The sequence below is a fragment of the Methanolinea sp. genome, assembly GCA_016699325.1.
Taxonomy (GTDB): domain Archaea; phylum Halobacteriota; class Methanomicrobia; order Methanomicrobiales; family Methanospirillaceae; genus UBA9949.
In genome coordinates this window covers 362,909-389,059 of record CP064971.1, presented here as the reverse complement: position 1 = coordinate 389,059, position 26,151 = coordinate 362,909, and the positions used below count along the sequence as shown (strand labels likewise).

Sequence of the window (26,151 nt, the reverse complement as noted above, 5' to 3'; positions counted from 1 at the left end):
ATTGAGATCGAAATATATAACGAATTGAACCGCGATTTCGATTATTAACGTGAGGAGATGTCAACTATTTATTTAACCCCTCCGGATCGGGACTCGATCAATGCCTGCATGAATTCAAAGAATCTTTACGACAGAATCCCTTTAGCACACGCCTTATTGTTCCCTCATCCGGACTTGCCCGCTTCATCACGAATCAATTGAACGAGGAATTTTCAGCGTTAAGGAAGGATGCAGTGACGACACCAGCTCGCTTTGCGGCGGGACTCCTTCGCCAGAAATCTCCCGGCTTATTATTAATTGATGAAATGTTGGCAAGGCAGATTCTTTACGATATCTTACAGGATACGGATAAAGGTAGTATATTTGCCCGATTCGGAATCAGTCCGGGAAAGGTATCTGACCTTTTCATGCTCTTCCAGGAAATCCGTGCGTATCAGAACGAAAATGCGTTCTTTTCACAAGAAAAAAATCCGAAAATTGCTGAATTACAGCGTCTCTATTTCCAATATCAGTCGATTCTCTCTCAAAATAATTTCATCGACGGGCCCTCATTATTCGGACGTGCCGCGGCAATCCAGCCTGATAAGAATCTCTGCCTCTTCGTCTACGGTGTTAGAAGCCCTTATCCTGATCTCCAGATTTTTTTTCAGAACCTGAAACGAAATGTCGCATCTTTCACATATTATCATCCTTATACAGAGAACCGTAAAATATTCACAGATAGGGGGGAATGGTTGTCAGATAGTCCAGTACCGATCCTTCCAGACACCCATTACTCAGCGTTCTTGCAGCTCTTCTCCGGAGAAAAGTCCGGTAATCGCTCTTCGATGAAGGTGTTCATTCGTGAGTTCAGGTCCCCGAAAGAAGAGGTGGAATCAATTGCCCAGGAAATTATTCGCCTTGTCGATGAAGGTTTAGCCTACAGCGAAATCGCGATTGGAACACCTGACTTATCTTCGGTAACCTCTCTTATCAACAACGTGTTCCCGCAATTCGGACTCCCGTTCACATCTTCCGCAACGATTCCCCTTTCATCATCTCCCGTTATCCAGGCGTTCGTTCAATTACTAGAGATACCTTCCAGAGGATACAGGCGTGAAGACCTCGTTGAAGCATATTCATCGCCCTATCTTGGTCTCCTGAACGCGAATTCCCCTGTGACTCCAATAACTGTTGATAAGATAGCCAGAGAAGCATTCATTATCGATGGATTATCTTCGTGGACGACCTCTCTCCCGCAGCTCACAACGCGGTTACGGGATTTATTTTCCTCGCCGGAGACTCCCGAATATAGAAGAAAAGAGATCGAACGGGAAATCCAGCAGATCGAAATGGTTAGTGCGATTACACAACCGATCCTACAACATTTGAAAAGTCTCGAACCTTCGGGGACGTTGCAGAAGCACATTAACAGTGTGCGAGCATTATTTTCCAGTTTAAAAATAAATCCGTCTAAAATTGCCGGCACTGTCCAGGAAGGGGAAGACCTACGGCAGTTTTCTACGTTATTGTGCGAGATGGAAAAAAATTCTTCGCTCTATAGAGGCCGGGAGATCGAATACCCTGATTTTGTGAAAATATTGAAAGGAGAATTGCAAAAGCGGAGGACCCAGCGACATCGCACAGGACAGGGAATCCGGGTGATCGGTATACGTGAGTTGCAGGATCAAAAATTCCCCATTCTGTTTCTGATGGATCTTACGAACGAAAGGCTGCCGTACGTCCCTGGCCATCTTCCGTATCTCACAGATTCCGAAGAGATGGTGCTCAATCCAGATATGAAACGCATGAACCTTCGGGATGAGCGATTTTATTTCATTTCGGCATTGTGTGCATCAACCCGCGGCCTCTACGTTACCTGTACAAATGCCCCCGAAAAGGATGGGCTCATCCCGTCGCCCTTCTTCAGAGAAATTCAACAGAACATTCCTACCCTAGAGTGGATCCCCTCACCTCCCGAGGCCTCGACAAGATTTCGACAGGCATATGCGGGGAAATGCCTTGGCGGGCGAACACTTCCCAATCCCAGTATACTACCAGAGATTGCGGACCCGATACGATTGGCGGACCTCTTGAGTAGAATTAATATCGAATATTTTCATCGCACCGGCGAATACGATTCACCCTTTGACGGCGTTCTTTGTGAAGATGTAGAGATTTGCGCCTGTCTAGATGGTCGGTTCGGGGACGAGCGGATATATTCGGTGTCTGTATTGGAAAAATATGCAAGCTGTCCATTTTCCTTTTATTTGAATCACGTATTGGGGCTCGAGGCACTGCCTGACGTGGAGATCACACTTTCTCCCGCGGATAAAGGGACCCTCATTCACCATATTCTGGCGCAATTTTACGCGCAATGGATCCATGAGAGAGGAACCCCGCCTCTCGCGGAAGATCGCGATCGTGCGTTGCAGCAATTACGGTTAATAACGGAAAAGGAACTGGCGGATTTCGGCAAAGACGGGCCCGCGTGGGATGCCTTGAAAAGTGATCTCCTGGGGATGGGAGGATATCATAAGGGGATCCTCGAACGTTTTCTGGACGTCGAAATCGCTCGTGCGCAATCCCGGCTCTGTCCAGCGTTCTTTGAATGCAGTTTTGGATTTGAGGGCGTTGGGAATAGCATCTCTCCTGAGCCAGTGACCATTCACGTCAAGGGCGAGGAAGGCGCATCGTTCAAAATTCGCGGATTCATCGATCGGGTCGATGTCTCGGATGATGGCACATTTACGATTAGTGATTACAAGGCCGGAAACCATCCAAAATTGTCGGAGATAATGAGCGGGAAATCGCTACAATTGCCCTTATACCTGCGTTCGTTTGAAATATTAACAGGGAAGAAAGCGGCCGCGGGTGCTTATTACAAGATTCACAGAAAGGAGGTCTCCCACCAAGCAGAACTCTACGATCCTGCCCATCCCCAAGTGATAGAGGTATTCAGCGCCAGGAGCAGGATGGGGGATACATGTTTTGACGAGGTGATCGAACAGTCCATCCGTTCAGCATGGACATCCATACAATCTATCAGGTGTGGCCTCTTTCACCCTCCAAAAGATCCCTGCGAGTCTTCAGCTTATTGTGATTTTAGAAAAATATGCCGTTTCAGCAAATTCCGTGTCCTAGAACTTGGGGAATCTGAAGGGGGTGATGATTGATGCTTACCGAAGCGCAAAAGAAAGCCCTCGCTTATGACAAAAGCCTCTGTGTGACGGCAAGTGCCGGGACAGGTAAGACTCACACTCTCGTTCACAGATACCTCCACCTCATGGAGGATTCCGGATGCAAACCATCCGAGATACTTGCTCTCACCTTCACGGACAAGGCGGCAGCCGAGATGAAAGACCGCCTCCTCAAAGAAATTTATAAGAAAGAGGGACCGTTCTGGAACGAGATCAAAGACGAGATGATTTGGGCCCGCGTGAGTACGTTCCACTCCTTCTGCCGGGGGCTCATCAAAGAATTTTCCATGGAATCGGGTATTGATCCATCTTTCGCGGTGCTTGATGACATATCTCTCACTAAAATCATGAACGAAGGAATCCAGAAACTCTTCACGAGAACGGAACACGACGAGATTCGGCACTGTACGACACGCTGTCTTGTCGCTTGGGGGGAGCATCAAACCAGGATGTATCTCGAAACTCTCTATAGAAACCTAACTTCGCCACTTTTCAGTACTTCCATCAAATTTAAACGACTTAACCCAATTCGCCAGAAGCAATTTACCAGTGATTTGGCGCCTCCAGGCTACCATATCTCTTGATAAAATCTCCAAGAATTGGGCGTATTTCTGGGGAGAAGTTGGAAATGATCTTGACAGGATACCCAAAAGAAGGGTATATGATCGTAAGTGTCAAATTCGTGAGATAATTTTTGAGGACTTTCAGATTTTTCACGACGGGATCTTTACAGAAAAGTTGTGTCAAACTCACCAGGACTTTGGTGAGGAAAACGATCAACACGCACCGATCACCGCGTGTTTGGACCAGTGCCGGATCGGCCGGAGCTCGGCTCCTTCTTTGAGGTCCCGGATGAACTTCTCTGCACGGTCACGATTCTTGTAGGCATTCAGGATGTTTTCGGGATCATCATCGATGGTTGATTCAAGCACGAAGAAACCTTCAAGACCGGTTACATAGGGGTTGGGGATATCGCCAATGATCTTCTGGAGATGACCACGGGCGATGATCCAACCCCTCAGGAGTGATATACTGGCCGAGATCTTTTCCGCGTTCAACCTTCTTTGTGAGAACCTTCCCCTTCTCCAGGTCTTTCTCAAGTTTCCTTGCTTTCTTCGTCAACTGGTCACAGGCCAGGTCGTCACAGAAAAATATGTACCGGACTTCTTCGCCATCCCGATATTTGACACATGAATAGACCCGGTTGCCAGAAACGAATGAAACCTGGCTTTCTTTCCTGGCATGGTAGATCGTTATCTCGTTCCGGTATGGTCCTTTCTTCTTTGCTTTCAGGGTCAAATAATGGAACTTCAGATCGCGGATCCTTCGTTTGTTATCCTGGGTATTCCCTCCACAGTCAAACACCAGAAGACTGCCTTCAGGAAGAACGCTCGAGCATAACCGGATCAGCATCTGCATATGCTTTTTATCCTGAACATTTCCTTTCTGGATGGTCAGCATCGTCGGTATGTTATTGAGGCCGACACTGATCCCAAATGCGATCTGGAGTTTCCCTGGCTGATTGTCCCGGGAATACCCTAACTCCCCCAGCGGACATTTTGTCCCCTCAAAGTAACTCGAACTGAAGTCCACGAACTGGGTTGGATCCACGAGGCTCTGCTGGGAGATCCAGCGTTGAAACTGGTCAAGAACAATCGACTTTCTTTCTCCCAGTCGTTCCAGAGTCCGATACAAACTCCGGTCTGAAATTGTATCTTCAAACCCCAGTGTCTTGAGAAGTTCGTCGGGGTAAAGTCCAGAATCTTATTGATCGATACCGATTGATTGAGTTTGTTGCTGATGCGACCCTTTACGGATGGTATGAATGACTTGCTTCGACCACCAACTCCGCCAAGAACTGATGCGAAAAAGTTGGTCTCCGAATCAATTTTATCGATTAATGCTATATTACCTAATGAGAAGGCTGTGTTTTTTTGCATGAAATTATATAAACCCTACATTTCGCAGGTCGACCTCACAAAATAATATTTTCCGAACGCTGGCCCCATGACATCAAGAATTTGAATCACTTCCTCGTCCAGATTCACGATAAACCGCTGTATCTGCGAATTTAGGGTGACTGTGACTTCCGCCGGTCTCATGAACAGAGTAAAGATCCATTTCATGGTCGGGTTCTGGATTGGCTTTTTCAGCTGGTTTTTCACCGTTTTCCCTGTCTTTTGAGTTGGGACCGGATATGCCACTCGGCTACTGCATAGACGAATAGGCAGAGCACCATAACCATGGAAAGCGCTTCAATCCTGGTCTCTTTCTTCAGGAAAACTTCGGCAACCCGGAAACTCTTATCCTTCAGAAACCGGAACCCCCGCTCAACCGATTGCTGCCCCTTATAATATTTCAGGATAGTGTCCGGATCCAGGTCAAGATCATTTGTTGCCAGGATGAACCGTCCGAGACGTGCTTTCTCCTGCTCGATCACATCCGGAACGATCTCAAGCGGTGAATCGACGAAGAAAACTGTCTCAACAGCCTCATCCTTGCCCGGGCGCCCTTTTCTTCCGTTCTTCTTTTCGTCTTTGAGAATACTTGGACCCTATCAGCGGACAGGTAAGGGTACGCATCAAACCACAACCGTGCAGCCATGCGTGCATCGGGCTCACAGGCAAATTCCTTGGCACAGAGCTTCTTCCATGATTTACGCGCTTTATCCAGCCGCTTGGCCAGGTTCCTCACATAGTTATTCTCACCTGCCATCCGCCTCTTCTCGGAATTACCACGGTCCATTTCTGGTCAATTCCGGCGTAGGTAACGAGACGCTCATGAAACGAGTATCCTTCCTCCTTCCCCGGGACCATGGGAATATCGGCAAACAGCAGCGACTTGACTTCATCGATGGTAGCAGGGGGATGGCTGATCCAGAAGGTATGCTGGCCGAGTGTCTGCAGGTTGGGAGCGGTATAGAACGCACTGTCGGCGATATAGTAGGCCTTGTCTTCGAGATTCAGGTTCTGCTGTACCTTACGAATGGTCTCAAGGAGGATCTTCTTGTCTGACTCATTGCCGGAGTACGGCTGAGTGAACAGCGGGATGCCGTGATGGTTGGTTACCATCGCAAGGACGAACTGCTTGAGGTCCCAGCGGTGATCTTTATTGTGACCGTAGGTGATCTTGATGGTCCGGAAGTCGTCATCGTCATCGGTGTCATAGTCACCGTGAACACTGAAACTGGTTGTGTCAGCATGGAGGAGGTGGGTGCCAAACGAGAGTTTTTCCATGACTGCCACTACGATATCATTGAACAGGTCGGTGCTTCCATACTCGTAGATACGGTCGAGTGTCCGGAGGAGAACATCGTCGTTCAGGTGGTCCGGGGTAACACCAGGGCCGAATAACTGTTCTGTCGAGAGGTTGGTGAAAAATCGCGAGAAGAAATAGAGCCGGCGTTCATTGAAGCCTAGACCGTTCAGGAGCATGGCCTTGACAATCGCTGAATGGGGAGGATATGGTTCCGTGTCTTGGGCAGGGCGTCATCGATTACTGCTGATATTCCGAGTTCATCGATCATGCCGGCCACCAGACCGAGATGGGCAATCTGCTTAGAACTGAAATTCTTCGCCGTGAATTGAGATACAGGCTCCACAGAATATGTATTGCTGCGCTAAGATATAACCCTAAGTATTTTATTTCCAGAAATCGTGGGGCCACGTGCGAAAGGTGGGATATAACCCTAAGTATTTTATTTCCAGAAATCCTGGGGCCACGTGCGAAAGGTGGGATAAACACTACCTTCTCATCCTTCTTCTGGCGAAGTCAGGTAGAAAACGCCATATCGCCCGATCATTTTTCACGTCTTTCGAATCGGATCCTGATGGCGTCATCGAGGACTGGCGGGCTTCCTTAGAGTCCATCCGGCAACAATTGATTGATTCACTTCGCACCAATGAGGATTTTATGGCCGCTCTCCGCTCTCTTTCGGAGCTTGCAGCGGGTTACGGAGGTGAAGCGGACGCGGCCACCAGGTATCTCGACCAAATCGGTACGTACCTTGATGACGTCCTCTCCGCCAGTTCTACCGACCAAGTGTGCGGAGCTCTGGCGGCACTTGCCACAACCAAGGGCGGAAGGACGAATATGGGGAGTAAAAAGGTATTTGGGGGCCATCTGGAAGACCTCCGAAAATCGTATATTATCGTGAGTGTGACCGTTAAAGCACTCCCCATAGATATTCTCACAATAAATCTCGATCCCGGCTCTCCGGCTATGGAGGTCACCCTTGATCTGATCAGAGCTCTTTATACCACATACTCTTCGTTCGAACGCTATGTCGAGCAAGAGAAACGCAAAATGGGAATGATCGATTACACGGACATGATAGATATCGCATACCGAACGATACAAGCCCATCCATCAATTGGGGACATCCTCAACAAGCGCTATCGGTTTATCATGGTGGATGAATTCCAAGACACTGATCCCGTCCAGAACGGTATTATCCTGAAAGTCCTCTCGTTCGGAGAGGAAAATCCCAAGAAACTCTTCGTAGTTGGAGATCCGAAACAGTCTATTTACCTGTTCCGCGATGCCGATGTCACCCAATTTAAACAGGTAAGAGATACTATCGAACGATGGGGGGGGGAGGAGATCCCTCTCGATGAAAACTTTAGGAGCACTCCATCAATAATCAATTTCGTAAACGGTCTGTTTGGGAGAATTTTCACTGATACGGGAAATCCCTGGGACTTTTCCTACGAGAGAATATGCCCAATAAAGAAAAGGGAACGCGACCTCGGTTCAGTCGAACTGATTTTTACTCCGGAAGGAAAATCCTCGCTTCTATCCGCAATTCTGGAATTCGAATCGCTGGCACGGGGAATCCGGCATCTGGTGCGAAATGGGGAGAAGGTAGTGTACTGGGATGAGGAAGGAGAACACCTAGATGCCCCAAGGGCTCCGACCTATCGGGATATTGCACTATTGATTGAGACCCGGACGCACCTCCTTTATCTCCTCTCCGCGCTCTCAAAACAGGAGATTCCGTTCAGGGTGCATGGGGGTATCGGGTTTTACCAAACCGAAGAGGTGATCGACCTCTTTAATGTCCTGTCGTTCCTCTGCAATCCGTCCGATGACATCGCTCTCTACGGGGTATTGAGATCTCCCTATTTCGGGCTCTCCGATGCCGATCTCTTCACAATCTCCAAAGGGCGGGGGGAGGGACTCTACAACCATCTTGCGGCTTCACGGGACGACCGAATGCAAAGACACACATCAATCCTTTCCGGTTGGCTCGATGAAGTGCGCCGTCTTCCCCCCTCCATTCTACTTCAGCAAATCATTGACGATACAGATATTTTCCTTGTATATTCCGCCCTTCCAGATGGGATCCAAAAGATCGCAAACCTGGAAAAAATCTGCGAATATGTCAGGGAGAAAGAACATCTCGGTTTCTATACGGTCGATCAGCTGGTCAGAGACCTCACGCTGCTTATCGATAACGAAGAAAAGGAGGGTGAAGCCGAACCTGAGTCCGATGAGGATGTCATCACCGTCATGACCGTGCACGGATCGAAGGGGCTGGAATTTCCGATCGTATGGATTCCCCGCTTGTCCGAGTCGATGGGAAATAATTCTGATCCTATCAAGGTCGATTATTCTCTTGGGCTTGGGATTAAGATTCCATCCATGGATACAGATGGTGAATTGGAGACATCCCCGCCGCTTTCACTGATTGATTACATCAATCGGCAAAAGGGCTTCGCGGAATACAAGCGGCTCTTCTATGTTGCAGCAACCCGGGCAAAGGACCATCTCATCCTTTCGGGGACTGTCATCGATCCCGATCGCGTACCGGAGAATCCCAATGAGTACACGAGCCGAATGCAAATGCTCCTCGGCCACCTGCAATTCGGTATTCCTGAAGAGGGTGAATCATACGATTTCCAAGGAATTCCGGAATTGTCCCTCAGGGTTTCCAGAGTGAAATGGGGAGATGGGTCTTCATTCACCGCCGGACAGAGAGAGATAATCGTTCCGAAAGAGATTGATACGCGTTCGTTTAATGATCTTAAACAATACAGCCCTACAGCAGAAAGATCGGAACGCACATTCAGTCCAACCGAAATCGAACTCTACCTCCTATCTCCCGTTGAACATATGGAGAAATATATTCGAAAAATCCCTGACAGGCAGTCGTTAGAAGCCTCGATTCTTGAGAAACGACCTTGGACAGAAGGACAAATTCTCCACGAAATCTTTTCGGGGATCCCTCCCGAATCGGTCCTTCGGTCTCGTGGCCTTCCTGTAAAGAGGGAGGACATTGAGCATTATCAGTCACTCTATGAAAGGTTCAGATCCTCTCCTTTAGTGAGAGAAAGCGATCAAAACTATGTCGAATTTCCCTTTTTAATACAATTGGAAGGATTCAGAATCCAGGGATATATTGACCTCCTCGTGCATAACAGAGATGGGTGGGCCGTAATTGATTACAAAACCGGAAAACCCGGGAATGAAGGAAAGTATGATCTACAGATGGCCCTCTACAAAATGGCTGCGGAGTCGATAACGGGAGAAAAAGTAAAGATATATGTGTATTTTACTGAAACTAACGAATTTATTGAATTAAACCCGGATATTGAACAATTCAGGAAAATAATTTACACGAGCTGCTCTGAAATTCTGAAGGTTGAAACCTCCTAAAATTATAAGAATAAATATGAAGAACGTTGGCTTGTTGATGTTCCGAATAGGTCTTTTTCAAAAATTTGGATGAGAAGAGAGGAATGTCGGCGATTCTTCTGATAATTTAATACCCACTCCCCCGCCCTTCCATCGCGCCGGGGGATAGGTAAGTATCCCCCTCTCTCACCCTATGGACCGGGCTCCTCCCCGCCCTAACATGTTCGTTTTCACCATCCCTCCGTCGATCCAGAAAAGTTCTCATATTCTCATTCCTGGACAAATTCTCCCCATGTTCCAGTGCATCATCCATCCCCCGCCCACCCCTGGTTCCCGGCCCGGTAAAGAGCAGATTTTTTAACCCCTGTTTTCCTTTAATTTGAAAGAATAACTGAAAATTGCGCCTAATTAGTGGGGGTGTGAACGCCATCACCCTCCAAGAGACCCTCAGATGCGTGAAGGCGGGAAGAATAAACGTAAAACAGGGCCCGATTTCGTTCAAGGACCCGTGTCCCGATAATCTATATGGCCTGTTATATATTTGACCAATTATGTTGTTCCCGCTTCATTTTCTACTGTTATCTGCTCCCTGTCGCTCGCAGGGTACAACCGGTGGCAATATGTTCAATGATACTCCCCCCGGGAAAATATCCAATGGATAAAACCAGGCGACGATCTACCATAACGCCCGCCGCACCCCGCCAAACCCCCCGGGTCTCGTCAATGCCGACCGACAGATCACTACCATCCCCCTGTTTCCCGGTCCACCTCGACAGCAGCCCAATGATATCATTCCCGGACTCAAACAGGCCAATCCTGGGCGCCACCGTCCGGGAGGCGGGACATTCCCGAGTGACGCACAGGAAGGGAGGCGCGGGTCGCATCTCCAGGCACCGGTCCGGCAGTACCTAGAGTTCATCGAGGAACCGATCGCGGTTATTGAGGAAGTCCCGGTAGATCCGGAAGTACTCCGTCTCTTCGTACACGACCTTCCGGAGCGGTGCAGAATCGAAGCTGTAGATCTCTGCGTCCGGGTAGGCGAGGAGGATTGGGGAGTGGGTAGCGATAATGAACTGGACCGAGCCGGTTGCCGTGGTCCTGCGGAACAGCCGCAGGAGTTCGAGCTGCATCCGGGGCGAGAGGGCATTTTCGGGTTCGTCGAGGAGGTACAGGCCTGGTATCCTGAACCGGTTCTCGAAGAAAGTCATGTGGGACTGCCCATGGGACCGCTCAAGCAGGGAAGCGTCCCCGAAATATTTCAGCGATTCCGGGTCGGCGACCGCCCATTCGTCCAGGGCTTCGGCGAAGTGGCGGAAGATCTCGGATGCAAAAAACGATCCCCGGGACTCCCCGCCATCCCCTTCGAACGCAAGGTAACGGTAGAGATCGTCCTCGTGGGGATTGTGGTGGTACCGCACCCTCTGGTGTTCCTCCCAGATGTGGATGCCGCTCTTCCGGGCAATGGCCGACAGCAGGGTGGACTTCCCGGTTCCATTCTCCCCGATAAAGAAAGTAACCGGCCGGGAAAACCCGATGCAGTCCGTCTTCCTGAATATCTCAAGATTGAAAGGATAGCGGTGCCACTCCGGGAACCTGTCATGGAGCAGGCAGAGCCGGGTCAGTATCACACCAGTACCGTTTCTTCTGCGATCTTTTTATCATTCCGGAAGAATTTTCACGGGCTTCCCCGATACGTTCAGGAGTGATTTCCACCGACGCCTCTGCAGTGCAAAAGACCGGGCGGGAAAGAACGAAAACGCCATCGATTTTTACCGGCAATACGGGGAGGATATCCAGCACGCCACCGGGAATCCCGCATTCCTGTCAGACCATGAAGCGTGGGGGAGTTTTGAGGCACTCGTCTTCCACCTCGATCGCGCCCTTGCGGTCAGTTACGGATGTGCTCTGTCCCTTCTGCGGGACTCTTTGCGACGACCTTGAGGTCCGTATCCTCCCGCGAGCACCCCCTCTTCTATGGCACACACCGTGAATCTGCCCGGCAATTTTCTCTTCATGCTCGATATGGAAGAAAAGATCGGTTGAGATGGTTCCGAACGAAGACTCACCCCTCATCTTATCCGTGACCCGGGATACCCCTCTTTACCGGCGATCCGCGGCAACCCTCCCGGAAATGCGTCCGCCGGGGAACTGCCGGTAATGGTTGAGCATGCCCGGCGATCCTTCACTGCTGCTCGATGATCGGGCCGGCGAAGTGCTCTACCCGCGGGACGTGGCCTGGGCTGCCACAGGGGCGACCAGGGTTGAACTGGACCAGGACCCCGGTAATCACGGGAAGAATAGATATGGCGGGATGCGCACCACCGCTGGTGCCAGGCTGGTATGGAGGAGGCAGGACATCTCCCTACGGAGAGCTCCCTCCATTCCCGACGGCGGTATGGAGTGGCGGACAGGGCAGACCCTTTCCCGGGCGGCCGGCACGGCCCCGGAAAATCACCTCCAGGTCCCTGAATATAGCCGGCATCCCCCCAGGACCGCCTTCCTGTGCTGCTATCAAGGAATCGCCGGTCAGCTCCAGCATGTTGTCTCATTCACAACAAATCATTTATCAGCCAGCCCTGCCAACCTGTGAGCACGAATGGCCTTTAAAAACCCGTTTGATCTCCTTGCCGGAGCGGTCACCGGCCGGCCCCGTGTAGTGATTGCGGCAGTTGCGGTACTGATGGCCTTCGCCCTTGTCGGTACCACGATGATCACCATGCAGACCGGCTCGGAAACCTACATCGACAAGGACACCGAACGGGGGATGCTTCTTGACAAATACTCCCGCACGTTCCAGTCCGACAGCATCATGCTCATCATCGAGAGCGATGACATCCTCAACCCCGATGTCCTGGCCTATACCGACCGGCTGCACCGGGACCTCGAGGATGAACGGTACGTGGCCGGCGTATCAGGGATCGTCGACCTTGTGAAACAGATGAGGGACGGAACGATACCGGGATCGAAGGCCGAGGTCGCGATGGCGCTCGAAGGGGTCCCGGCCAGTACCGTGGAACGCTACGTCCCGTCAAACCTGATGACCATCTCCGTCATCGCCCTTGAGCCAGGGCTCTCGCAGGAATCACAGGCAGCCGCTGTCAGGAACTTTGAATCCATAATCGCCGTATCGAATCCGCCTCCCGGCATCGAAGTCACGGTCACCGGGAACGCTGCCTTCCAGCAGCAGATGATGGGGGAGATTGGGTCATCCATGGGCCGGTTGATCCTCATCGCCATGGTGCTGATGGTGGTAGCGGTCGGGTTGCTCTTCTCCCACATGACTTACCGGTTTTTGTCGGTCGGCATCGTTGCATCAGGGCTGGTACTTACCTTCGGCGTCATGAGCCTTGCCGGTATGCAGATCAGCATGGTCGCCATCGCTGCTTTTCCGGTCCTGATCGGGATCGGGATCGATTATGCCATCCAGTTCCATTCCCGGTTCGATGAAGAAGCACGGTCCGTGTCGACGCAGGAAGCGGCAAGGACCACCATCACCAGGGCCGGCCCCGCCGTGCTCTACGCGATGATCGCTACCTCCATGGGATTCCTGGCCATGATGGTCTCCCCGATCCCGATGCTCCGTGATTTCGGAGTGCTCTGCATCATCGGGGTGGTTTCATGCTACTCCATGGCCCTGGTAACAGTGCCCACGCTTGGAATCCTCCTTAACTATAAACCGAAAAACCTGTCCGGGACAGGGGGCAACGGGAAAACCCACCATATCGAGAAGTACAATTCTTTCCTCGGTGTAGTTTCCACGCGGGTGGCAAAGAGCGCGGTCCCGATCCTGATCCTGTGTGGCCTCCTGGCATTCATGGGTATCCAGCTCGACCAGGAGATCATCATCAACACCAACGAGGACTCTTTTGTCCCCCAGGATATGCCGGCGGTCATCGACCTGAAAAAGGTGAGCAGGACCATGGGTTCTACCTCCTCGCTCCCGATCTTCGTCCGCGGCGACAACGTCCTTGATGCCCGGACCATCTCCTGGATGTACCGGTTCCAGCAGTACGAAACCGGGAGAAACGACAAGATCACCGGCTCTGCCAGCATCGCGGATATCGTTATGCAATATAACGGAGGGAAACTTCCGGCCGGCAATCATGAGTTAAAGACCGTGATGGACCGGATTCCAGAAGACCAGCAGAGACGCTACCTCAATGGGAACAGCGAGGCCATCATCGAGTTCTCAACCATTGACATGGAGAACGAGGTGGCCATGTCTATGATCGCCGGCGTGCGCCAGGATATCGACTGGAACCCCCCTCCACCGGGTATAACGGCGACCGTTACCGGGATGGGGGAGATGTTCACCAACCTGATCGAGGAGATTTCGCGGAGCAAGACCACGATGACCCTGCTTGCCTTTGCCCTGATCTTTGGTGTCCTCTTCCTCGTCTTCCGCAAGGTTGGCCGGGCGATAATACCCGTCATCCCCATCATGATGATCGTAGGCTGGAACGGCCTGATCATGTGGCTGCTCGGGATAGACTATACCCCGATGACCGCAGTGCTCGGTTCGATGTCGATCGGCGTGGCATCGGAATACACCATCCTGATCATGGAACGGGTCTACGAGGAGCGTGAGCGGGGCCTCGCCCTGGTACCGGCCATCACCCAGGGGGTCGGCCGGATCGGTACGGCCATCACCGTCTCGGGATTGACAACGGTGTTTGGTTTTGGAGCGCTGATCGCCTCGAGCTTCAACATAATCAGCAACTTCGGGCTCGTGACGGTGATTACGGTGGGGTTCTCGCTTATCGGAGCCATCGTGGTCATGCCTGCCATCCTCGTCCTCATCGGGCGGCTGGAAGACCCGGCGCAGTCACCGCAGTGAGCGGACACTTTTTTTCCCACCACGGCCCATTATCTCTTCCATGAGCAGCAGGTGCGACCTTGTCCTCGCCGATGTGACCCTCCCTGATGGCAGGGTGGCCGATGTCTCGATCCGGGAAGGTAACGTCCGCCATACCGGAGCGCCGCTTCCGGCAGAGCAGGTCATTTCGTGCCGGGGACTGGTCGTCCTGCCCGGGGCCGTTGACATGCATGTGCACTTCCGGGGCGGCATCCAGCGCGAGAAGGAAGACTGGGAGAGCGGGACCATGAGCGCGCTTGCCGGGGGAGTGACGGTCGTCGTCGATCAGCCGAATACCGTCCCCCCGCTTACCAGCCCTGAAGCGTTCCGGAACAGGGTAGCGGAGGCCGGCCGGAACTCCCTCTGCAACTTTGCCATCAATGCCGGGGTAGCTCAGGGGACCGATCTCATTGCCCTCTGGCGTGAAGGAGCCATGGCGTTTGGCGAGATCTTCATGGCGCCATCAAGCTACGGGGAGCCCCTCTCCCCCCCCGCCCTCTCCGCAGCCCTCTCCGCGATCGGCAGGCTCGGTGCTCTTGCCACCATCCATGCCGAGAAGGCAGGCCCGGCCCGGCCGGACGATCTTGCCGGGCATGACCTGAACCGGCCGGCAAAAGGAGAAACGGAAGCCGTCAGGGAGGTTGCCAGGGCGTACGGAGAGCATACCCGCCTCCACTTCTGCCACCTGAGCGCTGCCGGGTCGGTTATCGCGGCCGGGTCATCATCCCGGGAAGTTACCCCCCACCACCTTTTCCTCTCGGTAGATCAAAGTATCCCCGGTGATACCCTGAGGAAGGTCAATCCCCCGATCAGGAGCGAGAAAGAGCGAAGAGATCTCTGGCGGATGTGGGAACGAATCGATGTAATTGCCTCTGACCATGCCCCCCATACCCTCCGGGAGAAAAATGTCCCGTTCCGCGACGCGCCTTCGGGAATCCCCGGCGTTGAGACCATGCTCCCCCTGCTCCTGGCCAGGATGAAGGAGGGTCTGTTCTCACCGGCATCGCTGATAGAGAAGACCTCCTGGCGGCCATCCGACCTCCTGGGCATCCCCCGGGCCGGGTTCCTGCCAGGGGAACGGGCCGATTTCGCTCTCTACGGAGATGAAGTAATTGCCATCTCGGCCGATGACCTCCACAGCAGGGCAGGATGGACCCCGTACGAAGGGTTTCCCGCGGTCTTCCCCTCCCAGGTCATCCTGGGAGGAGCCCCCGCATACCGGGAGGGGGAATTTATCGAAGCGGCACCGCGCTGGTTCCCGGGAAGGGGTTATCATCCCTGACAACCCATATATATACGTGCCGATACAGCGCAGCCATAGGTCCCCGGGTGATCTGCTGGCGAAGACCTGGAAATGAGCTGCGGGACAACCCGGTTGTGCGACAGGCACCGCCCGGCTGAGGGTAAAAACAGGAGAGGGACGGTACCAGCCACCGATGACCCGTGGTTGTTAAGGCCGGGCGACAGATAACGTTCATGACCGATATTTCAGCAGCCGTCTCTTCAACCGGGGACGGAGCGGTTATCACCGTCGAAGTTACTGCAGGTGCGAGGCGGGCCCTCTTCCCATCCGGCTATAACGAGTGGAGAAAAGCGCTCGGGTGTTCGGTGAAGGCCCCGGCCCGGGAAGGAAGGGCGAACCGGGAAGTCATTGCCATAATAGCCGAAACGCTCGGCGTGCCTGGCATGAATGTACACATCCTCTCCGGGGAGACCTCCTCGATCAAGAAGATCATGGTCGCAGGAGCCGATCCCAGGTCCGTGATGGGCAGGTTGACCGCGGCGCTCGACGGTGCATGAATTTATCTCCTTTGTAAAATAATTTACAAAATATTCAGGCATCATCATATAGTTTATCTTCTCTGAAAGTCAATTTGTAAGTACCTATGGTCAGGCATTCAGGACATTGCATGATGCATGGGGGTGCGTTTCATTGTACTCATCAGATACTACCAAGTACCTCATTCACCTTTACCTCGAAGCGGAGGGGGTGGTCGAGAAACCCGACGTAGTGGGGGCCATTTTCGGCCAGACCGAAGGGTTGCTCGGCGAAGACCTTGACCTCCGTGATCTCCAGCGGACGGGCCGGGTCGGAAGGATCGACGTCCAGATCTCCAGTAAGAAAGGCGAGACCAGGGGGGATATCTTCATAGCATCCTCGCTCGACCGTGCCGAGACGGCTATCCTCGCCGCCTCCCTCGAGACCATCGACCGGGTTGGTCCCTGCGTGGCCCGGGTGAGGGTTGTCTCAATCGAGGATATCCGGGTGAGCAAGCGACGAAAGATTGTTGATCGGGCCAAGGAACTCCTGATCGGTTCATTCGAAGAAGGGACCATCGACAGCACCGAGTTGATCGACACGGTCAGGGAGAGCATGCGGATCGAGAAGATCAGCACCATCGGCGAGGAAAAAATCCCGGCAGGGCCGAACGTGCTCGATTCCGATGCTATCATCGTGGTTGAAGGGCGGGCGGACGTCATCAACCTCCTGCGGTACGGCATCAAGACGGCAGTTGCGGTGGAAGGGACCAACATCCCCGGGGCTATCATCGACCTGTGTGAGAAGAAGACCGCAACGGCCTTCTTTGACGGGGACCGGGGTGGCGACCTGATACTCCAGGAACTTCTCCAGGTAGCCGAGATCGATTATGTCGCCTACTCTCCGCGTGGCAAGAGCGTGGAGGATATGTCGCGCAAGGAGATCATCAAGGCACTGCGGAACAAGGTCCCCGTCGAGTATGTCAGGGAGCAGGAAGCAGCCGAGGAAAAGCCCGGGCCCGAACTGCCGGCAGAAACCGCGCCCCAGAAGCGCCCGGGAAAGACCTTCCATCCGAAGCGGAAAACGGGACGCCCGGAGACGCTTTCGGACCAGATCGATGCCGTCCGTGGAAAGCGTATCGCCAGGTTCCTCGGTGCCGACCTCTCCGTTATCCGGGAAGCGAAACCCGACGAGATCGAGAAGGTTGCAGAAGAGCTGAACGGCGATGTTGCGGGGCTTATTACCGATGGGGACATCAACCAGCGGGTGCTCGACCTCATGGTGAGCAAGGGGCTGGAGTATGTTGCCGCCCGGGATTTTAAGGGAATTATCAAGCGGCCTTTGACGATCAGGCTTTTAAAAATCGCCTGAGATCCCCCCAAAGATACCTATTTATTTTCCAGATGCATCATGAATACATTGGAGTGGAAATCCCCATGCACAAAGAGGAACTGATATCGCTGCACCAGATGCTGTATGAGATCAAGGACTTTTTTGAAGGAAACAACCCCGAATTGAAATTTTCTGATTATCACTCCTTAAAAATCAACCCCTCGCAACTCCACAAGAGCAAGATGGAGCACAAGTATGCCATCTTCGTACTGGGAAACGAGATCGCCAATGCCATGAAGGACGTTGAGTTCTCCGCTTCCGGGAGGATCTCGGCGCGCATGCGGGAACTGGCGGCAAAGACCCTGAGAGAGATGGAATACATCCAGTAAAAAACTCTATTTCCTGAGCAATCGCTCTTTTTCGAGGAGGTATTCCGCGAGCAGGCGGGGTATCGGGGTCGCCATGCAATGCCAGTTCGGGGTCCCGTTGACCTCGAGCACGCAGAAGCCCTGACCGTAACGGAGCAGGTCAACACCGCCATAGTCAACGCCCACCGCCCGGGCGGCAGCACCCGCGATCTCCTGCATCTCAGGGCTTATCCCGACCGGCATTCCAGTCCCTCCCTGGTGGATATTGTGGGCGAGCGTATCAGAAGTTCGGGCAATCGCTCCGACCGCTTTTCCGTCGATTACGAACACCCGGAAGTCGCGGTCGTTGGGCACGTATTCCTGGAGATAGTACGGGGGATTCCCCAGCCGGTCGGCAGAGTCAATCAGGAATATGCCGTGGCCGTCAAACCCATACACCGGCTTGATCACCACCTTACCCTGTTCTTCGAGAAACCGTTCCGCCACCTCCCGGGATGCAGTGAACAGGGTCCGGGGCGTGGCGATACCGTGCCGTACCAGAAGGGCGCTGGTCATCACCTTGCTTGCGCATGTGAAGATGGAGAGAGGGCTGTTTACCACCGTGTTGCTGATGGAGAGGGCGTGGAGTACCTCGAACTGGTGTTCGTCCTGCTTCAGGCCGCAGGCCCAGATGAGCTCTCCGGAGAGTTCGGTTGCGAACGGATCAATCCCGTCGAGGTCGAGGTACCTGAAGGAGCCGCCGAGGGTTCGGATCTCCTTGGCCACCATCGCCGTCGAGTTGTCATCGGGGGTGTCGGTAGGCTTGGGGACAATGTGGATCATGGCTTGGCTGCAGGTACATTACACGACATTCCAGATAATCCCCGCGGCATGGTGGGGAGGCACCTTCTTTTAAGATCAGGGAGAATTTTTTTTTATGCTGTACTACCCGAACCCGGCCGAAGGACTGGATATCCTGGCGGTCAACAGTGCCATAGAAGAGGCGTTTGCCGAGCATGGGCGGGGGAAGGTCCAGATGCCGCCGAAAGTCTATATAGCCTTTGATCACGGCGATTTCAGGACTATGCCCGCCTACATCCCCTCTCTGAACATCGGGGGAGTCAAGATCGTGAACGTCCACCCCGGGAACCCTGCCGCAGGGCTTCCCACGGTCATGGCACTTACCGTGATCCTCAGTCCCCAGACAGGGCTTCCCGAGGCGATCCTGAACGCCACTGCCCTGACCGATCTCCGGACAGGAGCAGCAGGAGCCATCGCCGCAAAGTATCTCAGTGCCCGGAAAAGCGTTGTCCTTGGCATGGTGGGGAGCGGGCGCCAGGCCCAGGCCCAGCTGGGCGCTCTTTCCCTGGAACTCTCCATCACGGAGATACGGGTCTGGAGCCGCGCCGAAAAGAATGCCCGGATCTTCTGCGAGCGGCATGCAGGTTACGAATGCAGGAGCATGTCCCTTGAGCAGGTCGCCGATTGCGATCTCCTCGTCACCACCACCCCATCGCGGAAACCACTGGTCAGGGGCGACTGGATCCGTGACGGCACCCACATCAATGCCATCGGGGCCGATGCTCCGGGCAAGCAGGAGCTCGACCCTGCCGTCCTTTCCAGGGCAACGGTCTTTGTCGATGACCTTGCCCAGGCGGTCCATTCGGGCGAGGTCAATGTCCCCATCAGCAGGGGTTTATACTCTGCGGACCGGATCGCGGGAACCCTGGGAGAGGTGGTGCTGGGGAGGAAGGGGAGAACAAACGAACGGGAGATTACCATTTTTGACTCCACCGGGCTTGCCATCCAGGACCTGGCCATCGCGGTCATCGCCATGCAGCACGGGAACTCCATCCAACTCATGTTCCCCTGATGTGAAGTTCCAGGACAGGCGGTTGCACCGATACACGGAGCGGGCCATCTCTCCGGGGCAGACCAGGGGACTCCGGGTATCCTTGGTAAGTTACCAGGAAAAAAATTACCCGTGTCCCCTGGCGGCCGCAAGGCACGCAGGAGGAAAATGCCGGATACCCAATTTCCTGTGAAAAAGGTCAATCCTTCCTGTACTTATTCCAGACGATCTCACGGTATACCGGGCCGCTGTTGTAGGTGCAGAAGGGGATAAGCCGGCCATCGGGTGTTGCATAGTGGATACAGCAGCGCTGGACACGGCCGAGGTCGTAGTTGTAACGGTCCATGAAGTGCATGGTGCCGATGAAGAGGGCGTTCCAGTGGAATTCGCGGAGGGCATCGAAGTTCTGCATCACCAGGGTCTTGCCGATCAGCTTCCAGAATTCCATCGTGGAACCATGTTCGCTCTTCCTGACCGATTCATGCATCTCGCGGATACCTTCGATGAGCGATCGGTACTTGGTCAGCGGTCCTCCTTTCCTCAGCTTCTCGGTCATGCTTTCGACGGACTTGAAGAAGCTCTCCACATCGATCATCCGGTTGATGGGAACCATGCCCTGGTCGGTGATAAAGACGTAGGTGGCTGCACCGCAGTGCTGGTGTGCGGTAAACCTGACCTGAGGCTTGCCGGTATACGCCTCGACCAGGTCGGAGAACGGCACAACACAGGGTACCGGATAGAAATCCGCCTTGCGGATGGTACCATCGGTCTGGTCTTCGATATCCTCGAGCAGCTCGGGGATGGTAATCCGCTCCCGCTGCACGTCTTCCTCGCTTGCGGCCCCGGTGAATGCGATTGGCTGGTAGTTCACCCCGCGGACCACCTTGATGTGCTCGGCAGCATAGCGGATTATATCCCCCACTTCATGGTCGTTTCTTCCCCTGATAATCGTGGGGACGAGGACTATCCCGAGGCCGATCTCTTCGCAGTTCCTGACTGCTTTTTCATCGGAGGCGAGCTTGGGGTTGGTCTCCTTCGAGACCCCGTCAAAATGGAGATACACCGTGGAAAGACCGGCTGCCATGAGTTCCTCGGCATATCCTCTGTCCTTTGCAAGCTTGATGCCGTTTGTTGCCAGCTGCACCTGGGGAAACCCAAGCTCCTTTGCTTTCCGGATAATTTCAATCAGGTCATCCCGCATCGTCGGTTCGCCACCGGAGAACTGGACTGCCGGGGCAGGGACCGGCTTTTGCTCCCGGAGCATCCGGAGCATGGCGACGATCTGGTCAAAGGAGGGTTCATAGATGTACCCGCAGGCCCGTGCATTGGCAAAACAGAAATCACAGTCCAGGTTGCACCGGTTGGTAAGGTCGATGTTTGCCAGGAGGGTGCCGGATTTGTGGTTCGAACACAGACCACAGTGTTCCGGGCAACACCCCTCCAGAGTGGTGACATTGGGGTTCTCAACGCCCCTCCCGATGGATTCGAACGCCTCAAACTTGTGCCATAAACCGGCATCGGACCAGTAGAGATCCCGGAAATGCCCGTGCTCCGGGCAGGTCCGTTCCAGCCAGATTCTACCATCCTCTTCGTTGATATTGCCCTCAAGAACGGCATTGCAGATCGGGCATAGGGTCTTGGTTGTCTTCACTCTCACGGGGTTCCCCTCCGATCCTTCATAGAAGTGGTTAGATTCTGGGATATCTTAATGCTTATATCTGCTGTTTATTACAGATACTGGGGTATTTCCATGAGCCCCGATCTCATTTTATTCTCACTGGCGTCTGCGCTCTGGATCATGCTGCCGGCATACCTGCCGAATTCAGCGGCAGCCGTCCTCGGGGGCGGGGCGCCAATTGACGGGGGTCATGTGCTCTGGGATGGAAAACGGATATTCGGCGACGGAAAAACATGGCGGGGGCTTTTCCTGGGGATCCTGGCCGGGATAGTCGTCGGGCTGGTCCAGATAGGGGCCCGGGATCATGCCGGACTCCTGGCCCTCCCCGGGCTCACGTTCCCGGTGGTGGTGATCCTTGCTGCCGGAGCCCTCCTCGGGGATCTCGCCAAGAGTTTTTTCAAACGGAGGCTTGGCAAGGATCGCGGTGCAGAATGGTTGATTGCAGACCAGTATGACTTTGTAATCGGTGCCTTTCTCCTGCTCATGCTCCTGGAGCACGAATGGGTGATGGCGACCGTCACCCCCCTCATGGTGATCTGGATCATCATCGTGACCCCCCTGCTGCACCGGGTGGTGAATATTATCGGGTATCTTGCCGGAGTAAAAGATGTACCATGGTGAACAGGATCGCTGAACTGTTGCGGGAGCATGGGGCGGTGGTGTTCGGGGACTTCACCCTTGCCTCGGGAGTAAAGAGCTCCTACTACCTTGATGTGAAGAAGGCAATCACCCACCCTGCGGTTCTTATGGCAATCGGCGAGGAGATGGCACGCCAGGCGGACTTTGACGTTGTTGCGGGAGTGGCCGTCGGAGGTGTTCCCATTGCCGTCGCCACCGCGATCGCCAGCAGAAAGCCGTATGCCATCGTCAGGAGCACCGAGAAGTCCCACGGAACGGGTGGGCGAATTATCGGGAGCATCTCCGGAAAACAGGTGCTGCTTGTTGAAGATGTCACAACTTCCGGCGGCTCGGTTATCAGGGGTATCGAGGCACTCCGGGCCGGGGGAGCACGGGTCGATACGGTTATCACGGTGGTCGACCGCGAGGCCGGGGCAGCAGCAGCGCTCGGCCGCCTTGGGATACGCCTGATCGCACTCGCAACTGCCGGTGATGTTGTGCAGTTACCGGATTGAGAGACGCACTTTTTTAAAAAAACCTTGCATATACATGACTATGAAGGTGCTTGTTGTCGGAGGAGGGGGCAGGGAGCATGCGATTGCCAGGGCTCTCTCCTTCAACAAAGAGGCAACCATCTTTTCGGTCATGGCAAACCGGAACCCCGGGATTGCGGCAGCAGCAGAAGAGATCCTGATCGAAAAAGAGACCAATGTTCCTGCCATAATTCGGTTTGCCACGGCACGACAGATCGATTATGCGGTTATCGGGCCCGAAGCCCCCCTCGAGGCCGGCATCGTCGACCGGCTTGAGGAAAGAGGGATCGCCTGTATGGGTCCGACGGTTTCAGCCGCCCGCCTGGAGACCGACAAGGGTTTCTGCCGGGAGATGATGCATGCCCACGGAATCGCCGGATGCCCGGCATACCGTGTCACCCATACCGCCAGGGATGCCGAAGCATTCATCCGCGGGTATGAGGGAGACCTGGCAATCAAGCCCGCCGGGCTGACCGGGGGAAAGGGCGTCAGGATCATGGGTGAGCACCTAGACCGGGAAGGAGCCATCCGGTATGCTCGGTCCCTGGGCGGCAACGTGGTGCTCGAGGAACGCCTTATCGGGGAAGAGTTCACCCTCCAGGCGTTTGTCGATGGGAAGCACCTGGTCCCCATGCCGCTTGTCCAGGACCACAAGCGGGCCTTTGAAGGCGACCAGGGCCCGAACACGGGGGGGATGGGGTCGTATTCAATGCCGGACCATTCCCTCCCGTTCGTGAGCAGGAAGGACGAGGAGAAGGCCCTCGCCATCATGAAGGATGCGGTGGTTGCCATGGGTAAAGCAGGGTTTCCATACCGGGGAATCCTGTACGGCCAGTTCATGAACACTGCCAGGGGGCCGATGGTCATCGAGTTCAATGCCCGGTTCGGTGACCCTGAAGCGATGAACGTGCTCTCCTTACTCGAGTCCGATCTACTGTCCATCATCGAAAAGACCGTGGCTGGAACCCTCCCGGCTGCGGATATCCGGTTCTCGAACAGGGCCACCGTCTGCAAGTATATCGTGCCCGAAGGTTATCCGGAAAAGCCCCTGGCCGGGGAAGAGCTGAATATCCCGGAGAGACCGGAAGCAATCATGTATTACGCCAGTGTTGATGAGCGCAATGGTCGCTTCTTCACCCAGGCCTCGCGGACCCTGGCATTCGTGGGCATGGCGGAAAGCCTTGAGGCGGCAGAGCATATCGCCGAAGGTGCAGCCTCGTCGGTCAGGGGGCGGGTGCGCCACCGCCGCGATATCGGGACTGCCCGCCTGCTGGAACAACGGATAGCACACATGCAGGAGCTCCGATGAACAGGGATCTGCTCTCCATCCTCGACCTCTCCGCAGCCGAGCTGGAGGTTCTCCTCGGTGAAGCGGCCAACCTGAAGATGCTCCGGAAGGCCGGGCGCCCCCACGAATTCCTGAAAGGAAAGGCGCTTGCCATGGTCTTTGAGAAGGCTTCCACCCGGACCAGGATCTCGTTTGAGACGGGAATGTACGAGCTCGGCGGACATGCCCTGTTCCTAAACCCCGGCGACCTCCAGATCGGGCGGGGAGAGGAGATAAGGGACACCGCCCGCGTCATGTCCCGTTACGTGGCTGGAATCATGATCCGCGCCTACCACCACGAGCATATCGAGGAATTTGCCCGGTGGTCATCGGTCCCTGTTATCAACGGGCTATCCGACCGCGAACACCCCTGCCAGATCATCGCCGACCTGATGACCATCCGGGAGCATTTCGGGACGCTTTCCGGGCTGCGGGTGGCATGGGTCGGGGACGGGAACAACGTCTGCAACTCGCTGGTGCTGGCATCTGCACTGACCGGCTACGAGCTGACGGTCGCCTCGCCGGTCGGGTTCCAGCCTCCCGGAGAGGTGGTTGACCGGGCCCGGGCGGAGGGGGGATCGGTCAGCCTGGTCAGGGACCCGGTGGATGCGGTGGCAGACGCTCACGTGGTGGTAACCGATACCTGGGTCTCCATGGGGGAGGAAAGCGAGAAGGCGGAACGTCTTAAGGCGTTTTCCGGTTATACCGTGACTTCTGCCCTGATGAGGAAGGCCGGGCCGGAAGCGATCTTTCTCCATTGCCTCCCGGCACACCGCGGCCAGGAGGTTGCTGACGAGGTCATCGAGGGGCCATTGAGCCTGGTATTCGATGAGGCCGAGAACCGGCTCCATTCCCAGAAAGCCCTGCTGGTGAAGTTGATGGGGAAGGAGATCAGGGGAGCATAGCAGGAACCTCCTCCTGCCCGTCTCTCCTGGTTATCTTTTTTTCCACTACGTTAGTGGAGGCCTTCCGCAACGAGCTGACCCTGTCCTCTCCCTCCCCGGGACCTGTTGGAGACTGCCGGGGGTTTTTTCCGGCCGTATAACCGGAAAAAGGGGTCATGACCCGTGCCCGGAACTCGCTCGCCGTTATGAGATGAGGGCCTGTTTGCGCAGGAGCTTCCGAAGAACCCTTTTTAAAAGAACCTCTCCCCGTACCTGTCAGTCGCGGATGACTTCGTGGTACATCCCATCCCGTTCTTCGATGTAGAGGACGGCCGTCCTGTTCCGGATGGCTGGCTTTGGAAACTTTCGCACCCTGACGATCCCGGCTGTCACCGGATCTCCCTGGAGGGTTGTCACCCGCGAAACCCCTGCCGAAAGGAGGTCTTCCACGCGGATATCACCTGAAAAGTCCCGGAGGTTCCGGAACAGGATGTACCGGCCGTCGTTTCCCGATGCTGCAAGCCCGATGCCTGCCAGTGCTCCGATGACCCCCCCGTTTGTCCCCCCAAGACCGGCAAGCCGGATGCCGCACTTCCGGGCCAGGGCACGTGCCTCGTCCTGTGTCCTGACCGTCATTTTCGCCTCCAGCCCGAACGCGGTTATCTCCAGCGGGACGTCATCGTGGCCAGCAACAGCGAGGCCCGGGTCGCTTCCCGGGATGAAATCTGATAGCATGAGGTCTTGCACCTGTTCGAAGACGGCATCGGTATCAGCCCCGTTCTCCAGGTGGATGACTGCACAGCTGTTGTGCGAGGTATACGGGATATCGGGATGGACAAGGAGCTGGTGCCGGCTCACCCCGGCAAGCTGGTATCCGGCATTCTGGAGGTCGTGGGCGATTGACCGGGCAAGCCGCCCGGTTCCCCGGGACTCGCGGGTATCGGTGTCGTCGAGGGCAATGTAGAGGGTCATGGGATCAGGTACCTCTGGAATGAAAGCTATTGACTTCCTGCGTTAATGGAGCTATCTGATTTGGCTTGGGGACTGTTTTGCCAGGAAGTTACCGTTAATGATGAGCATAAATTTATATTCTCGTTTCCGGAGAGACTCAGTTAACGCCAAAGATCCGGTGAAGTTAAAACTCACACAGG

General features: G+C 54.5%; 21 protein-coding genes and 1 pseudogene. 14 read left to right on the top strand and 8 right to left on the bottom strand.

Annotated elements, in window-relative coordinates:
- The first annotated feature begins 197 nt into the window (after positions 1 to 197).
- Entirely contained in the window at positions 198 to 3,155 is a 2,958-nt protein-coding gene (locus tag IPI71_01980) for an exodeoxyribonuclease V subunit gamma (protein ID QQR71315.1), read from the top strand.
- Complete coding sequence (locus IPI71_01975; GenBank protein QQR71314.1) at positions 3,155 to 3,763, top strand: UvrD-helicase domain-containing protein; 609 nt, start codon at positions 3,155 to 3,157, stop codon at positions 3,761 to 3,763. The genes IPI71_01980 and IPI71_01975 overlap by 1 nt, the downstream gene beginning before the upstream one ends.
- Before the next feature lie 192 nt (positions 3,764 to 3,955).
- Here the strand turns inward: IPI71_01975 and IPI71_01970 are convergent, their stop codons facing one another.
- From IPI71_01970 to IPI71_01960, 3 genes and pseudogenes are all read right to left on the bottom strand, one after another.
- Positions 3,956 to 4,111 (bottom strand): hypothetical protein, encoded by a 156-nt coding sequence (locus IPI71_01970; protein ID QQR71313.1) that lies wholly within the window; start codon positions 4,109 to 4,111, stop codon positions 3,956 to 3,958.
- Positions 4,112 to 4,121: 10 nt separating this feature from the next.
- Positions 4,122 to 4,874: a hypothetical protein gene (locus IPI71_01965; GenBank protein QQR71312.1), complete on the bottom strand. Its 753-nt coding sequence runs from the start codon at positions 4,872 to 4,874 to the stop codon at positions 4,122 to 4,124.
- A 260-nt stretch (positions 4,875 to 5,134) separates the two neighbouring features.
- Positions 5,135 to 6,705, bottom strand: a pseudogene (locus IPI71_01960) (IS1634 family transposase).
- Positions 6,706 to 6,845: 140 nt separating this feature from the next.
- Between IPI71_01960 and IPI71_01955 the strand changes: the two are divergent.
- Positions 6,846 to 9,836, top strand: coding sequence for a UvrD-helicase domain-containing protein (locus IPI71_01955; GenBank protein ID QQR71311.1), 2,991 nt, complete (start codon positions 6,846 to 6,848; stop codon positions 9,834 to 9,836).
- A gap of 887 nt (positions 9,837 to 10,723) precedes the next feature.
- On the opposite strand, the gene IPI71_01950 is transcribed toward IPI71_01955, so the two are convergent.
- Positions 10,724 to 11,443: an AAA family ATPase gene (locus IPI71_01950; protein QQR71310.1), complete on the bottom strand. Its 720-nt coding sequence runs from the start codon at positions 11,441 to 11,443 to the stop codon at positions 10,724 to 10,726.
- A gap of 196 nt (positions 11,444 to 11,639) precedes the next feature.
- The gene (locus tag IPI71_01945) at positions 11,640 to 11,888 is read right to left on the bottom strand and encodes a hypothetical protein (GenBank protein ID QQR71309.1); all 249 of its coding nucleotides are present in this window, start codon (positions 11,886 to 11,888) and stop codon (positions 11,640 to 11,642) included.
- Positions 11,889 to 11,982: 94 nt separating this feature from the next.
- On the opposite strand from IPI71_01945, the gene IPI71_01940 reads away from it, so the two are divergent.
- The 6 genes from IPI71_01940 (at position 11,983) to IPI71_01915 (ending at position 18,150) form a co-directional block, all read left to right on the top strand.
- Positions 11,983 to 12,405: a hypothetical protein gene (locus IPI71_01940; protein ID QQR71308.1), complete on the top strand. Its 423-nt coding sequence runs from the start codon at positions 11,983 to 11,985 to the stop codon at positions 12,403 to 12,405.
- A gap of 6 nt (positions 12,406 to 12,411) precedes the next feature.
- The gene (locus tag IPI71_01935; protein QQR71307.1) at positions 12,412 to 14,652 is read left to right on the top strand and encodes an RND family transporter; all 2,241 of its coding nucleotides are present in this window, start codon (positions 12,412 to 12,414) and stop codon (positions 14,650 to 14,652) included.
- A gap of 40 nt (positions 14,653 to 14,692) precedes the next feature.
- Positions 14,693 to 15,952: an amidohydrolase family protein gene (locus IPI71_01930; GenBank protein ID QQR71306.1), complete on the top strand. Its 1,260-nt coding sequence runs from the start codon at positions 14,693 to 14,695 to the stop codon at positions 15,950 to 15,952.
- Between the two features lie 194 nt (positions 15,953 to 16,146).
- The gene (locus IPI71_01925; protein ID QQR71305.1) at positions 16,147 to 16,470 is read left to right on the top strand and encodes a YggU family protein; all 324 of its coding nucleotides are present in this window, start codon (positions 16,147 to 16,149) and stop codon (positions 16,468 to 16,470) included.
- A 133-nt stretch (positions 16,471 to 16,603) separates the two neighbouring features.
- Complete coding sequence (locus tag IPI71_01920) at positions 16,604 to 17,800, top strand: DNA primase (protein QQR71304.1); 1,197 nt, start codon at positions 16,604 to 16,606, stop codon at positions 17,798 to 17,800.
- 65 nt (positions 17,801 to 17,865) lie between these two features.
- The gene (locus IPI71_01915) at positions 17,866 to 18,150 is read left to right on the top strand and encodes a UPF0058 family protein (GenBank protein ID QQR71303.1); all 285 of its coding nucleotides are present in this window, start codon (positions 17,866 to 17,868) and stop codon (positions 18,148 to 18,150) included.
- Between the two features lie 6 nt (positions 18,151 to 18,156).
- On the opposite strand, the gene IPI71_01910 is transcribed toward IPI71_01915, so the two are convergent.
- Positions 18,157 to 18,951, bottom strand: a complete 795-nt coding sequence (locus IPI71_01910; GenBank protein ID QQR71302.1) for an ATP-grasp domain-containing protein — start codon at positions 18,949 to 18,951, stop codon at positions 18,157 to 18,159.
- A 94-nt stretch (positions 18,952 to 19,045) separates the two neighbouring features.
- Between IPI71_01910 and IPI71_01905 the strand changes: the two genes are divergently transcribed.
- Entirely contained in the window at positions 19,046 to 19,981 is a 936-nt protein-coding gene (locus IPI71_01905; GenBank protein QQR71301.1) for an ornithine cyclodeaminase family protein, read from the top strand.
- Positions 19,982 to 20,159: 178 nt separating this feature from the next.
- Here the strand turns inward: IPI71_01905 and IPI71_01900 are convergent, their stop codons facing one another.
- Positions 20,160 to 21,617 (bottom strand): radical SAM protein, encoded by a 1,458-nt coding sequence (locus tag IPI71_01900; GenBank protein ID QQR71300.1) that lies wholly within the window; start codon positions 21,615 to 21,617, stop codon positions 20,160 to 20,162.
- A 93-nt stretch (positions 21,618 to 21,710) separates the two neighbouring features.
- On the opposite strand from IPI71_01900, the gene IPI71_01895 reads away from it, so the two are divergent.
- Genes IPI71_01895 through argF form a run of 4 tightly spaced genes read left to right on the top strand, consistent with a single transcriptional unit; the run spans position 21,711 to position 25,021 of the window.
- A complete protein-coding gene (locus IPI71_01895) occupies positions 21,711 to 22,259 on the top strand; it encodes a CDP-2,3-bis-(O-geranylgeranyl)-sn-glycerol synthase (GenBank protein QQR71299.1) in 549 nt (182 codons plus the stop codon).
- On the top strand, positions 22,253 to 22,771 hold the full coding sequence (locus tag IPI71_01890) for an orotate phosphoribosyltransferase (GenBank protein ID QQR71298.1): 519 nt from the start codon (positions 22,253 to 22,255) through the stop codon (positions 22,769 to 22,771). Before IPI71_01895 ends, IPI71_01890 begins: the two co-directional genes overlap by 7 nt.
- A gap of 34 nt (positions 22,772 to 22,805) precedes the next feature.
- Entirely contained in the window at positions 22,806 to 24,098 is a 1,293-nt protein-coding gene (purD, locus tag IPI71_01885; GenBank protein QQR71297.1) for a phosphoribosylamine--glycine ligase, read from the top strand.
- A complete protein-coding gene (gene argF / locus IPI71_01880) occupies positions 24,095 to 25,021 on the top strand; it encodes an ornithine carbamoyltransferase (protein ID QQR71296.1) in 927 nt (308 codons plus the stop codon). The genes purD and argF overlap by 4 nt, the downstream gene beginning before the upstream one ends.
- Positions 25,022 to 25,276: 255 nt before the next feature.
- Here the strand turns inward: argF and IPI71_01875 are convergent, their stop codons facing one another.
- Complete coding sequence (locus IPI71_01875) at positions 25,277 to 25,972, bottom strand: ABC transporter substrate-binding protein (protein QQR71295.1); 696 nt, start codon at positions 25,970 to 25,972, stop codon at positions 25,277 to 25,279.
- Positions 25,973 to 26,151: the final 179 nt, after the last annotated feature.